This window comes from Caloramator sp. (assembly GCF_020054765.1).
GTDB classification, from domain to species: domain Bacteria; phylum Bacillota; class Clostridia; order Clostridiales; family Caloramatoraceae; genus Thermobrachium; species Thermobrachium proteoclasticum.
This window is the reverse complement of sequence record NZ_JAIHAO010000007.1, coordinates 1-13,126: the sequence shown is the minus strand read 5'-3', so window position 1 is coordinate 13,126 and position 13,126 is coordinate 1. Positions and strand designations below refer to the sequence as shown.

Sequence of the window (13,126 nt, the reverse complement as noted above, 5' to 3'; positions counted from 1 at the left end):
ATAAGATATGATCAAGTTAACAGGATTAAACAATAATGAATTTTATTTGAACTGTGATCTTATTGAAAAAATTGAAGTTACTCCTGATACAGTTATTACAACAACAACAAATAAGAAATATGTAGTTATCGAAGATCCTGAAATTATAATTCAAAGAATCATTCAATTTAAGAGAGCGTATATGTCAACAAGACCGGAGGTATTAAAATGAAAAAGAATGATTTTTCTACTGCTGCAGGGCTGCTTTTAGGAATGGCAGCTGTTATATTTGGTATGCTTCAGGATGGAAGTCTAAGTACGTTTTGGAATGCACCTTCTTTTTTTATAACCGTTTTTGGTTCTCTTTTTGCAGTTATAATATCATTTCCCTTTGATACTGTAAAAAGATTACCTGCGGTATTAAAAAATGCCTTTATAGATAAACATAAACCAACAGATGAATTAATAATAACATTTGTAGAGCTTTCAAAAAAAGCAAGAAGAAATGGATTGTTGTCATTAGAAGATGAAATATCTAAAATTGAAGATGAATTTTTAAAACAAGGAATTCAAATGGTAGTTGATGGACTGGAACCTGAAACTATTAAAGATATTCTTGAGTTAGAAATAGGAGAAATGGAAAAAAGGCATCAAAGTGGTATTGCTGTATTAAAGACTTGGGCAAGTTTAGCTCCAGCTTTTGGTATGATTGGTACTCTGATTGGGCTTATACAAATGTTGTCTCAACTTCAGGATCAATCAAAGCTTGGACCTGCAATGGCGGTATCACTTATTACATCTTTTTATGGTGCACTTATGGCCAACCTCGTTTTTACTCCATTAGCAAATAAATTAGAGCTGAAAAGTGAAATAGAATCCAATAGAAGAGAAATGATGCTTGAGGGTATTTTAACAATTCAATCTGGTGTAAACCCAAGAATATTGGAGGATAAGTTAAAAACATATCTTTCACCAACTGAAAGAAAACGATATCAAGAAAACATAATACAAGGAAATGCGGTGACTGAAAATGAGTAGAAGAAAAAAGAAACAGGAATCTGGAGGGGGAGGAGAATGGCTAACAACATATGCTGATCTAATGACTTTGCTTCTCACCTTCTTCGTTCTCCTTTATTCCTTCTCTACTATAGATGCTATAAAATTCAAGAAAATTTCTTGGTCATTAGCCAAAGCACTTGGTGGAAAATCAGGTGTAATTAATAATGGTGGGAATTTAGGTCCAGTTCCGATAAACCAAAACCCTGGAGATGGAATTAAAAATAAATCTGAACTTGAAAACAGTGAAACAACAAAATTATTTAATTCAATATCAAAAGAAATTGAACAAAATAATCTACAAACTAAAATAACAATAAAAGAAGACGTAAGGGGAGTAATTATCGAACTTCAGGAAAAAATACTGTTTGATCCAGGTAAAGCTATTTTAAAAGATGAAAGTATACAAACTCTTTCTAAAATAGCAGATATACTAAAAAAATATAAAAATGAAATAATTGTAGAGGGACATACAGATAATGTACCAATAAATACTGGATATTATAAGTCTAACTGGGAATTGTCTGCAGATAGAGCAGTTAAAGTTACTCGATTTTTAGTTGAATCTAAGGGACTTGACCCTAAAAAAATTCAGTCAGTAGGGTGTGGGGAATTTAGACCTATTGCTTCAAATGATACACCTGAAGGAAGAAAAAAAAATAGAAGAGTAAATATATTAATTTTAACAAAGGACAAGGGGAGTAAGTAAAAATGAGTGAACAAAAAGGAAATAAATTATTGATTTTATTAGTAGTTATTACTCTAATATTAGTTATAGGACTCGGTATAGTTCTTGGTTATTTTATATTCTTTAAGGACAAAACAAACTCATCTACTCAAACTAACATAAAGGTTGAAGAAAAAATAATGGACTTAAAGGAATTTGTTGTAAATTTATCAGATGAAGATAAAACGTATATAAGAATAGCTATATCATTAGCATATGATAAGAAAAACAAAAAACTTGATAAAGAATTACCAAATAAAGTACCTGCAATAAGAGATGTTATTATAGAGATACTAAGAAAAAAGAAAACTGCAGACTTCAATTCTAACAACATAGATAATATTAAAAAAGAATTAATAAAAGCTATTAATAACAACTTGACTAATGGAGAAATAATAAATATATATATTCAAGATATAATAATTCAGTAGGTGAATGATATGAATTATTTAATTTATGCCTTTAAAATACTATTAATACTCCCTTTTATTCTTCTTTTAATTGTTTTAACAACCAAAATATTAAATAATTATCAATATAAATCAAAACATATTAAGGTAATAGATAGAGTTCAAATAGCTCCAAATAATTATATATTATTAATTAAAATAATTGACAAAATATATGTTATGTCTACAAACAACAATGAATCTAAAATTCTATTTGAAATAGAAAATCCATTAAAATTAAATGAAGAAAATAGGGAATTTGACTTATTAAATTTTATGAAATACAACTTAAATTTAAAGAGGGAAGATAAAGAATGAAAAGGAAAGTAAAAATTTTATTTTTATTATTTACTATTTTTTTATTTTCAGGTATTGCATATGCTCAACCAGTCAATTTAACTGTTCCAAAAGTAAATATATCTGTAGATAACGCAACTAATCCAAAGGATTATGTTGATAATATTAAACTACTAATACTTCTTACAAGTTTAAGCTTTATTCCATCGATTATATTACTAATGACCTCATTTACAAGGATTATTGTTGTATTTGGTTTTCTAAGAAACGCTCTTTCCACACAGCAATCACCTCCAACGCAGGTTCTTATAGGTCTAGCATTGTTTATGACTTTTTTTATTATGTCACCAGTATATACAAAAATAAACAATGATGCTATAAAACCATATGTTGAAGGTAAAATAACTCAAACTGAAGCAATAAATATAGGCAGTAAACCACTAAAGGATTTTATGTTAAAGCAAACCAGAGAAAAAGATTTAGCACTATTTTATAAATACAGTGGACTACAAAAACCTTCTAATAAATATGATGTACCTTTTAATATTTTAGTACCAGCCTATGTTATAAGTGAATTAAAAACTGCTTTTCAGATGGGATTTTTAATCTATGTCCCATTTATTGTTATAGATATGGTAGTGGCAAGTGTTCTTATGTCAATGGGTATGTTTATGCTACCACCAGTTTCAATTTCGCTTCCGTTTAAAATACTTCTATTTGTATTGGCTGATGGATGGCATTTAGTCGTTAAAACATTAATCGAAAGCTTTATGTAGGTGATTTTATGAGTGAAAATTTTATTCAATATATAGGAAAAGAAGCTATTTTTACCGCATTAAAGGTAGCTGCACCAATTTTATTAGTTTCTTTGATTATAGGACTTATAATTAGTATTTTCCAAGCAGTTACTCAAATACAAGAACAAACATTAACATTTGTACCTAAAATGTTAGCTATTATATTTGTATTACTATTACTTGGGCCCTGGATGTTGAATACTTTGGTAAATTTTATAGAAACTATGATAAATAGTATGCTATATATAATTAGGTGATATAATGCAAAACTTTATTATTTATTTTTTAATTATTATTAGAATTACCTCAATGATGATTGTAGCTCCTTTTTTTCAGTAAGAAGTATACCAAATATAGTTAAAGTAGGTTTGTCATTGATTTTATCGAGTTTAATAGTATCAATTTATAATTTGCCGTTTAATATTAGTATAAATAGCAACCTTGATCTATTCATACTAATATTAAACGAAATACTAATTGGACTATTTATAGGATATATTGCTTTATTTGTTTTTAATGCTATAAGAATTTCTGGTCAATTTATTGATTTTTCAATTGGATTTACAATGTCTCAATATTATGATCCTAATACCAATAGTACATCAACCAATATTGAGAGGTTTTTTTATTGGTTATCTTTAGCTATATTTGTTACACTTAATTTTCATCATATTATATTATCAGCAATTATTAAAAGTTTTGAAGTCATACCATTAGGTTTTTTCTTAAATAATGAAAAAATTTTTATATCCTTTATTTATTTTTTTAGTAAAAGTTTTTATTTAGGAGTAAAGCTTGCTGCACCTATTGTATTAGTTTTATTTATAACTGAATTTACAATGGGACTTATTGCACGTGCAGTTCCACAAATAAATGTATTCATTTTAGGTATGCCAATAAAAGTTATAGTAGGCTTTTTATCAATTTCTACAATTCTTGGAGGCCTACTTCATATGTATATAAAAATATTTGAAGGATTAAATGGCGATTTTCTAAAATTTTTTAGTTTGTTTCCTGTAATTCTTTTAGCTACAGATGACAAAACAGAAGAACCTACACCTAAAAAGCTAAAGGAAGCAAGAGAAAAAGGGCAAGTTGCAAAGAGCATAGACTTAACTTCTTCTATTATCTTAATGGGAGCAACAGTAATTTTAATAATATTATCTGATTTTTATTTTGAATATGGTAGAGCATTTATAAATCAAAGCTTTATGCTAATTAGCAAAAATGAATTAACCTATAAATCCATAATGTCTGTTCTTTTGTTTATGATAAAGAATGGTTTTATTGCTTCTATGCCAATTATTTTTACAGTTATGATATTAGGTATTATATCTAATATCGCTCAAATTGGACTTATTATCTCAAAGGAAGGATTAAAGCCACAGATATCTAAGTTAAACCCAATTAATGGTTTTAAAAGATTTTTTTCAAAACGCTCAATAATTGAACTATTTAAATCAATAGCAAAAATTTCACTAATAGCATATTATTCTTACAAATATGTTTCATCTGTAATATTCGATATATTAAAAATATCTGATTTAAATCCAGAGGGTATTATTCCATTTGCATCAAGAATAATAAATGGTCAATTAGTTAGATTAGTTTTTATACTATTTATTCTTGGAATAATTGATTTTGTAATACAAAAACGTCAACTAAAAAAAGAATTAAAAATGTCTAAAGAAGAAATAAAGGAAGAAATGAAACAGACCGAAGGTAACCCACAAATTAAATCAAAAATAAAACAAAAACAAAGAGAAATAGCAATGAGAAGGATGATGCACGAAGTACCAAAGGCAACAGTTGTTGTAACAAACCCAACGCACTTTGCTGTTGCATTAAAATATGAAAAAGCACAAAGTGGTGCACCTAAAGTAATAGCAAAAGGAAGTGACTTTTTAGCCTTAAAAATAAAAGAGGTTGCCAATAAAGCTAATGTACCTATAATAGAAAACAAAGAAGTTGCAAGAAGTCTTTATTATAAATGTGAAATAAATGATGAGATACCTATTGAACTATATCAAGTAGTTGCTGAGATTATCGCATATATCTATAGCTTAAAGAAATAGTGAGGGTGAAATATAATGGATTTCAATAAAAATAATAATATTATAAAAAAATATCTGGATGTAATAATATCATTACTTGTGGTTCTTATAATTTTTATGATTATAATTCCATTACCTCCAACAGTTTTAGATATTCTTCTTGCTACAAACTTAACTTTTTCATTAATAATTCTTCTTTTAACAATGTTTACCACAGATGTACTTGAATTTTCTGCTTTCCCAACTATTCTGTTAGTAACCACCTTATTTAGGTTAGGACTAAATATCTCATCCACAAGATTAATATTAGGACGAGGAGAAGCAGGAAAAATAATAGAAGCATTTGGTAATTTTGTTGTTGGTGGAAACTATGTTGTTGGTTTTATTTTATTTATTATAATAATTGTTATTCAATTTGTTGTTATTACAAATGGAGCAGGTAGAGTTGCTGAAGTATCTGCAAGATTTACACTCGATGCAATGCCTGGAAAACAAATGAGTATAGATGCCGATTTAAATGCAGGAATTATAACTGAGCAAGAAGCTAAAATAAGAAGAAAAAAGCTTCAACAGGAAGCAGATTTTTATGGTGCAATGGATGGTGCCAGCAAATTTGTTAAAGGAGACGCTATTGCAGGAATTGTTATTACAATAATAAATCTTATTGGAGGAGTAATTATTGGGATGATATTTTTGGGTCTTCCTGCACTTGAGGCATTGAAACATTTTGCACTATTAACTGTTGGTGATGGTCTTGTTAGTCAAATTCCAGCATTACTTATATCTACAGCATCAGGTATTATAGTAACAAGAACATCAAGTGATGTTTCATTAGGTAAAGAACTTTCAACGCAGTTTACTTCATATCCAAAGGTATTAGCAATTGCAAGCTTTATAATGTTTTTAATGGCTTTGATACCTAATTTACCAGCACCAGCATTTTTAATTATGTCTGGAGCAACAGGTTTTTCTGCGTATCTTTTATCAAAAGAAAAGAAAAATCAGGAAATAATTTGTGAAGTAGCTACTTCTGAGATACAAGCATCTCCTACAAGAGAACCAGAAAATGTACTTCATTTACTAAATGTAGAACCACTTGAAATTGAAATAGGTTATGGTTTAATTCCTCTTGCTGATGTATCTTCGGGAGGAGATCTATTAGACCGAATTGCAGGGGTAAGACGTCAGTGTGCTGTTGAACTTGGAATAATTGTTCAACCAATCAGAATCAGAGATAATCTACAACTTGCTACTAACGAATATAGAATAAAGATAAAAGGTACAATAGTAGGTAAAGGTGAAATATTATGTAATCATTTTCTTGCAATAGATCCTGCGGGAGAAGGACTGCCTATTGATGGTATTAAGACTATAGAGCCAGCTTTTGGTTTACCTGCTGTATGGATTCCTGATAATAAAAAAGATGAAGCTGAAATTATGGGTATTACAGTTATTGATCCTACAACAGTCCTTGTAACTCATTTAAGTGAAATAATTAAGAAACATTCATACGAATTATTAGGTCGTCAAGAAGTAAAATTATTAATTGATAACATAAAGGAAAGCTATCCTGCAGTAGTCGAAGAATTAATACCAAATCTTATGAGTTTAGGTGAACTTCAAAAGGTTCTTCAAAACCTATTGCGTGAACTTGTCCCAATTAGAGATTTGGTTACAATTTTAGAAACATTAGCTGATAATGCAGTTTTAACTAAAGATATTGAGCTTTTAACAGAATATGTACGAATTGCATTATCAAGAACTATATGCCGTAATCTAATTGATGAACAAGGAATAATTCGCGTTATTACTTTAGATATGAATTTGGAAAATATGATTTCTGAAAACATTCATAAATCACTGCAGGGTTCATATCCTGCATTAGAACCTTATATAACTACAAAAATTTATCATTCTATTAAGGATAATATCGAACTAAATCAATTTAATAATGATATACCTGTAATTTTAGTAAATCCCAAAATAAGACCAGCTTTTAGAAGAATGATAGAGATGGTATTCCCTCAAGTTCAAGTTTTATCTATGAATGAAATACCAACTGACATACAAATAGAAACCATAGGGATGGTGACATTACAATGATAATTAAAAGATATATAGTTGATAATATGAACGAAGCAATGACAAGAATTCGCTACGAATTAGGAAATGATGCAGTAATAGTAAGTCAACGTAAAATTAGACAAAAAGGTATTTTAGGTTTTTTAAGGCCTAAAAAAATTGAAGTTACAGCTGCAGTAGATGATAAAAAACAAAAAGAATCTACAGTTAAAACAAATGAACTTGAAAAAGAAATAAAAGAATTAAAAAATTTAATAGAAAACTTAAATAATCAATCAATCAAAAAAACAAACAAACAGAGTGAAGTTAATAAAAACAAGTTCAAACGAAACTTAATTAATTCTGGTGTTCCAGAGGAAATAGCAACTGAAATAATAGATTCAATAAAAGAAAAAATCAAGGCAAAAAAATGAATCAAAAAATTTATCAAAATGAATTTAAAACTTTATTAAATACAATAGTTAAAACCAAAAAATACGAAGATGGGAAAATACACGTTTTTGTTGGTCCAACAGGTGTTGGTAAAACAACAACCATAGCTAAGTTAGCCAGTTTGTTTTCGCTTTATAAAAACAAAAAAGTTGGACTTATTACTGTGGATACTTACAGAATTGGTGCTGTTGAACAGTTAAAAACCTATGCTGAAATATTAGGCATACCCTTTAGTGTAATATATTCAATAAATGAAATTAAAAAAGTATTATCTGAAATGACAAATTGTGATATAATCTTGGTAGATACAACAGGAAGAAACAGCAAAAATGTTATGCAAATTCAAGAAACAAAAAGACTTATACAAGAAATTAATCCAGATTATGTTCATTTAGTGATAAGTATGATTACGAAAGAAAAGGACATAAAGCGTATTGTAGAAGATTATAAAATATTAGATTATAATAGTATAGTTCTAACTAAGATAGATGAAACCAGTTATTATGGTTCTATTTTAACAACAATATATTATGCAAATGTTCCTATATCTTATATAACAACAGGCCAAAATGTTCCAGATGATATTGAAGAAGCAGAAAAAGAAAAACTAATAAACATGATTTTGGAGGCTGAATAGCCATGGATCAGGCACAAAGATTAAGGCAATTAGTAGAAAGAAAGAAACAAGAATTGCAACAAAAAAGGTTTAAAGTAATAACTGTATCAAGTGGAAAGGGAGGAGTTGGAAAAACAAGCTTTGTCGTTAACTTTGCTACAACTCTTGCAAAAAGAGGCTTGAAAGTTTGTATACTTGATGCAGATTTTGGTATGGCAAATGTAGATATAATGTTTGGATGTATATCAAAGTTTAGTATAATTGATGTTTTAGAAGGAAATAAATCAATTGATGAAATTATTTTAAAAACAATAGAAGGTGTTGAAATAATACCTGGTGGTTCTGGTTTAAGTAAAATTTATACTATTGATGAAGATAAAAAAAATCAAATAATATCACAATTTGACAAATTAAATAATTATGATATCTTAATTATAGATACAGGTGCAGGTGCTTCAGAAAATGTATTAAAATTTATTGAAATAGCTGATGAAGTTATTGTTGTCACAAATTCTGAACCTACTGCACTAACAGATGCCTATAGTCTTATAAAAATTATTTATTTAAATAATTTAGATTCAAACATAAATATCGTAGTAAATAGAGCAAAAAACAATCAAGATGCCGAAGAAACATTTAATAAAATTTGCTATACTGTTAAAACTTTTATTGGTAAAAACATTAAATACTTAGGATATATTGTGGAAGATATAAAAATAGGACAAGCTATTAAAAAACAAACACCTTATGTATCGGAACACCCAAATACTGAATTTACACTATGTATTAATAAAATTGTTGCTAAAATAATGGGGATAGAAGAGAGTAACAAAAGTAAATACACTTCATTTAAAGATTATATAACAAAATTATTTAAGGCGGTGGGGAAATGAACTTATCTATTAATTTAAAAATTAATCAAAACATCGAAATTATAGATAATGAAGTTACCTATAAAAGTATTGTTCAGGATATAAATAAGGATGGTATGTGTATTAGCTATCCTATTCATCATAATAAACCACTTCTAATACATTCTGGTAGTGTAATAGAATTTTATGTTACAACAGAAAGAGATATTGTAAAATGCAAATCTGTAGTTTTAGGAAAGAAAAGGGAAGAAAATATTAATTTGTTAGTTTTAAGTTTACCAGAAGTTATAGAGAGAGTCCAAAGAAGAGAGTATTTCAGACTACCTATTACAATGCCAATTAGATATTATGGATTACCTAAAGATAGGATATACACATCCTTAAGAGATGTGCCTTCTGGATATTTTTCAAGATTAATAAATTCAGTTTCATTAGATATAAGCGGTGGAGGAATTAAAATCGTTTCAAACGAAATCCACAATCCTGGTGACTATGTAATAATATCAATTAATATACCACAAGAAATAAATATTTTATGCTCTGTAGTAAGAATTGAAAATACAGAAGAAAAAAATAAATTTAAGTTAGCATTGAAGTATGAAGATATAGAAGAAAAAACCAGAGATAAGATAATACAATTTATATTTAATAAATTACGTGAACAAAGTAAACTGCTTAGATAGGAGTGATTTTATTGAAGTGCTATAAGCAGTTTGATGAAAGAGAGGAAATGATTTTAAAATATATTCCCTATGTTAAATATATAGCATCAAGGCTTCTTATAGGTATTCCCCCTGGAATTGAATTCGATGATTTAGTCAGTTATGGTATTATAGGCTTGATAGACGCAATTGAAAAGTTCGATCCAACAAAAGGAATAAAATTTGAAACCTATGCTACCTTAAGAATTAAAGGTGCTATTATCGATGAATTAAGAAAAATTAGTTGGATGCCTAAAAGTGCTTTTTCTAAATTAACTCAGCTTAATTTAGCAAGAGAAAATTTAGAATCAAAATTAAACAGAGAACCTACGGAAAAAGAATTAGCCGACTATCTTGGTGTATCTGTAAATGATATTAGAACTACTGAATCTTATATTAACTATTTATCTGTTATCTCATTAGAAGATATATTTTATAAATCTGATGATGAAGATATACAATTTAAAAATATGATAGAAAATGAAAATAGTCCTCAGCCTGATAAAATATTTGAAGAAGAAGAAATGTTAATTACTTTAAAAAAGGCACTTAATATGCTACCTGAAAAGGACAAGCTTGTCCTACAATTATATTATTATGAAAAGTTAACTCTAAAGGAAATAGGAAAAATTTTAGAAATCACTGAATCAAGAGTATCACAATTGCATAGCAGAGCCATAATAAGATTAAGAGAAAATATGAAAAAGTTAAGCTATTTAGACTAAGGAGGAACTATGCCTTTAGTATTAATTATATTAGGTGCTTCTTTAATCTATTATTCATACAGGTTAGGTACTAAAGCACACTATCCAAAAAATATTCAAAATAATAAAAATGTATTTAAAAATTATTATACAAAAAGTGAATTAGATTTATATAAAAAAGATATCGAAGAACTTAAAGAAAATGTAAACTATATAAATGAGTCTATTTTTGCTCTAAATTTAAAAATAGAAGATATACAAAGCAATTATAATAACATTTTAAGTTCTTTAAATAACAAAGAAAAAATAAAAATTAATGATACCTATCAAAATTTTGAAGATAAAAGTGAAAACTTAAATGATAAAATAAAGGAATTACATAATAAAGGTTTGTCTATTGAAGAAATATCCTCAACCCTTAGAATAGGAAAGGGGGAAGTATTATTAAGATTAGGATTAAAAAAATAATAAATATAATAAAAACGTATTTAAAAAATAAAGATTTCATTCTTGGTCTTGGAGTTGGTATTTTAATAGCAACCCTTCTTATGTTAACATATTCATATAACAATATACCAAAATATAAGATTGAAAAAATGGCAAGAGACTTAGGTATGTTATATCCAGATGAAATTAAATCATATTTTGAAAAAAAGTAGGGGATGGAAAATGATAAGAGGACTTTATATTGCTTCAAGTGGATTAATATCACGACAAATACAACAGGAAAACTTAAGTAACAATATTGCAAACATAAATAATCCTGGTTTTAAAAACGATAAAATTTGCTTTAAATCCTTTAACGAAGTGCTTTTACAAAATTACGATAAAAAAGTTGGCAATACAAATTTTAAGCAAATTCTTGGCACAATGCCTATGGGCATTGGAATTGATGAAACAAAGACAGATTTTTCTCAAGGAATTTTGGAAGAAACAGGTAGAAACCTTGACTTTGCAATTGAAGGAGATGGTTTTTTTACAGTTTTAGATAATAATAAGGAATATTATACACGAAATGGTAGATTTAAAATTGACAAAGATGGTTATTTAACTACTACTGATAATAAGAGGGTTATAGGGGTTAATGAAAACAATCAAAAAGTTTTTATAAAAATTGATAGCAATAACTTTAAATTTAATAATAATCAGATTAACACTACCAATGGTAATTACAGACTATACATTGTAAAGGGCGATATGAAAAAAGAAAATGAAAATATGTATTCTTCTACAAATGTAGAAATTGATAATAATTCTATTATACATCAAAACAAAATTGAAAAAGCTAACATTGATACTATTGAAATGATAACAGAATTGATTAAAGTTATGAGAAACTATGAATCAAATCAAAAAGTAATACAATCTATCGACGACACACTTGGAAAAACAGTTAATGAAGTTGGCAATGTCAATAGATAAAATGAGGTGATCAAATGCTAAGATCAATTTGGAACAGTACATCTGGTCTATATTCTAATCAAACAAGAATAGATGCTATATCAAATAATATTGCAAATATAAATACAAATGGCTATAAGCGTGTTGATGTTAATTTTTCAGATATATTAGTTGAAAATGTTAATAGATTAGGTGTACCAGTAACTGAAAATGAAAAAGAAAAGTTTGTTGGAAGTGGTTCTAGAATAAGCGGATTTATTAGAGATGATTCTCAAGGAATTATTGAAAAATCAGACAGAAATTTAGATTTTGCTATTGAAGGAAGAGGATACTTTAGATTAATAGACAGTAAAGGGAATGAATTATATACAAGAAAAGGGAATTTTTATATAGATGCTAATAATAATTTAGTTGATTCTAATGGTAACAAATTAGATATATCATTAAACACAAAAGATAATATAGACTATGACAAAATATCTGTTAAAGAAAATGGCGAAATTTTATACAACGAAAATATAATAGGTAAAATTGATATTTACGATTTTGATAGTGAAGATAATCTATATCCTATCGGAAATAGCCTATTTAAAGGTATTAATCCAAAATCTACAAATTCTTCAATTAAACAAGGTTATGTTGAAAAATCTAACGTTGATATTTCAAAAGAATTAACAGACCTTTTAGTTACCCAAAGAGCATTTGAATTAAATTCAAGAGCACTAAAAACCTCAGAAGAAATGTGGCAAATGACAAACAATTTAAGATCTAAATAGTATAAAAAACCCCTTTAAAGTATATAATTTTAAAAAAAGCTTTAAAGGGGTTTTAATATGAATTTATATTTAGAAGCTATTAAATTAGGCTCTTTGTCAATTGTTGGGGCGGGTATTCGATTAGAATGCCTGTCCTTTCTTGTTTGAGAGTGATTTTAGAAAGATAAGTTAGATTGGGGAGAG

The 13,126-nt window shown here is 27.6% G+C and carries 15 protein-coding genes and 2 pseudogenes; all 17 read left to right on the top strand.

The window, feature by feature from the left end; genetic code table 11:
• Positions 1 to 7: 7 nt before the first annotated feature.
• The 17 genes and pseudogenes from JG776_RS03890 to JG776_RS03810 all read left to right on the top strand — a co-directional run bounded on the left by JG776_RS03890 (position 8) and on the right by JG776_RS03810 (position 12,943).
• The gene (locus tag JG776_RS03890) at positions 8 to 211 is read left to right on the top strand and encodes a flagellar FlbD family protein (protein ID WP_291964878.1); all 204 of its coding nucleotides are present in this window, start codon (positions 8 to 10) and stop codon (positions 209 to 211) included.
• Positions 208 to 1,017 carry a motility protein A gene (locus tag JG776_RS03885; protein WP_291964876.1) on the top strand — a complete coding sequence of 270 codons (810 nt, stop codon included), beginning with the start codon at positions 208 to 210 and terminating at the stop codon, positions 1,015 to 1,017. The genes JG776_RS03890 and JG776_RS03885 overlap by 4 nt, the downstream gene beginning before the upstream one ends.
• Positions 1,010 to 1,744 carry an OmpA family protein gene (locus JG776_RS03880; protein WP_291964874.1) on the top strand — a complete coding sequence of 245 codons (735 nt, stop codon included), beginning with the start codon at positions 1,010 to 1,012 and terminating at the stop codon, positions 1,742 to 1,744. The genes JG776_RS03885 and JG776_RS03880 overlap by 8 nt, the downstream gene beginning before the upstream one ends.
• 2 nt (positions 1,745 to 1,746) lie before the next feature.
• The gene (locus tag JG776_RS03875; protein ID WP_291964872.1) at positions 1,747 to 2,193 is read left to right on the top strand and encodes a flagellar basal body-associated FliL family protein; all 447 of its coding nucleotides are present in this window, start codon (positions 1,747 to 1,749) and stop codon (positions 2,191 to 2,193) included.
• A 9-nt stretch (positions 2,194 to 2,202) separates the two neighbouring features.
• Positions 2,203 to 2,529, top strand: coding sequence for a flagellar biosynthetic protein FliO (locus JG776_RS03870; RefSeq protein WP_291964870.1), 327 nt, complete (start codon positions 2,203 to 2,205; stop codon positions 2,527 to 2,529).
• Positions 2,526 to 3,284, top strand: a complete 759-nt coding sequence (gene fliP, locus JG776_RS03865; protein ID WP_291964868.1) for a flagellar type III secretion system pore protein FliP — start codon at positions 2,526 to 2,528, stop codon at positions 3,282 to 3,284. The genes JG776_RS03870 and fliP overlap by 4 nt, the downstream gene beginning before the upstream one ends.
• An 8-nt stretch (positions 3,285 to 3,292) precedes the next feature.
• On the top strand, positions 3,293 to 3,562 hold the full coding sequence (fliQ, locus tag JG776_RS03860; RefSeq protein ID WP_291964866.1) for a flagellar biosynthesis protein FliQ: 270 nt from the start codon (positions 3,293 to 3,295) through the stop codon (positions 3,560 to 3,562).
• Between the two features lie 78 nt (positions 3,563 to 3,640).
• Positions 3,641 to 4,273 (top strand): annotated as a pseudogene (fliR, locus tag JG776_RS03855) (flagellar biosynthetic protein FliR); the annotation flags it as partial.
• Positions 4,259 to 5,380: a flagellar biosynthesis protein FlhB gene (gene flhB, locus JG776_RS03850; protein WP_291965002.1), complete on the top strand. Its 1,122-nt coding sequence runs from the start codon at positions 4,259 to 4,261 to the stop codon at positions 5,378 to 5,380. The pseudogene fliR and the gene flhB, both read left to right, overlap by 15 nt.
• A gap of 15 nt (positions 5,381 to 5,395) precedes the next feature.
• Positions 5,396 to 7,462, top strand: coding sequence for a flagellar biosynthesis protein FlhA (gene flhA / locus JG776_RS03845; RefSeq protein ID WP_291964864.1), 2,067 nt, complete (start codon positions 5,396 to 5,398; stop codon positions 7,460 to 7,462).
• A pseudogene (flhF, locus tag JG776_RS03840) lies at positions 7,459 to 8,510 on the top strand (flagellar biosynthesis protein FlhF). The gene flhA and the pseudogene flhF overlap by 4 nt, the downstream one beginning before the upstream one ends.
• A 2-nt stretch (positions 8,511 to 8,512) precedes the next feature.
• A complete protein-coding gene (locus tag JG776_RS03835; RefSeq protein ID WP_291964863.1) occupies positions 8,513 to 9,382 on the top strand; it encodes a MinD/ParA family protein in 870 nt (289 codons plus the stop codon).
• Entirely contained in the window at positions 9,379 to 10,044 is a 666-nt protein-coding gene (locus JG776_RS03830; protein WP_291964861.1) for a PilZ domain-containing protein, read from the top strand. Before JG776_RS03835 ends, JG776_RS03830 begins: the two co-directional genes overlap by 4 nt.
• 11 nt (positions 10,045 to 10,055) lie before the next feature.
• Complete coding sequence (locus JG776_RS03825) at positions 10,056 to 10,787, top strand: FliA/WhiG family RNA polymerase sigma factor (RefSeq protein ID WP_291964859.1); 732 nt, start codon at positions 10,056 to 10,058, stop codon at positions 10,785 to 10,787.
• A gap of 9 nt (positions 10,788 to 10,796) precedes the next feature.
• Complete coding sequence (locus JG776_RS03820) at positions 10,797 to 11,234, top strand: hypothetical protein (protein WP_291964857.1); 438 nt, start codon at positions 10,797 to 10,799, stop codon at positions 11,232 to 11,234.
• A 201-nt stretch (positions 11,235 to 11,435) separates the two neighbouring features.
• Positions 11,436 to 12,188, top strand: coding sequence for a flagellar hook-basal body complex protein (locus tag JG776_RS03815; RefSeq protein WP_291964855.1), 753 nt, complete (start codon positions 11,436 to 11,438; stop codon positions 12,186 to 12,188).
• Positions 12,189 to 12,202: 14 nt separating this feature from the next.
• Positions 12,203 to 12,943, top strand: a complete 741-nt coding sequence (locus tag JG776_RS03810) for a flagellar hook-basal body complex protein (RefSeq protein WP_291964854.1) — start codon at positions 12,203 to 12,205, stop codon at positions 12,941 to 12,943.
• Positions 12,944 to 13,126: the final 183 nt, after the last annotated feature.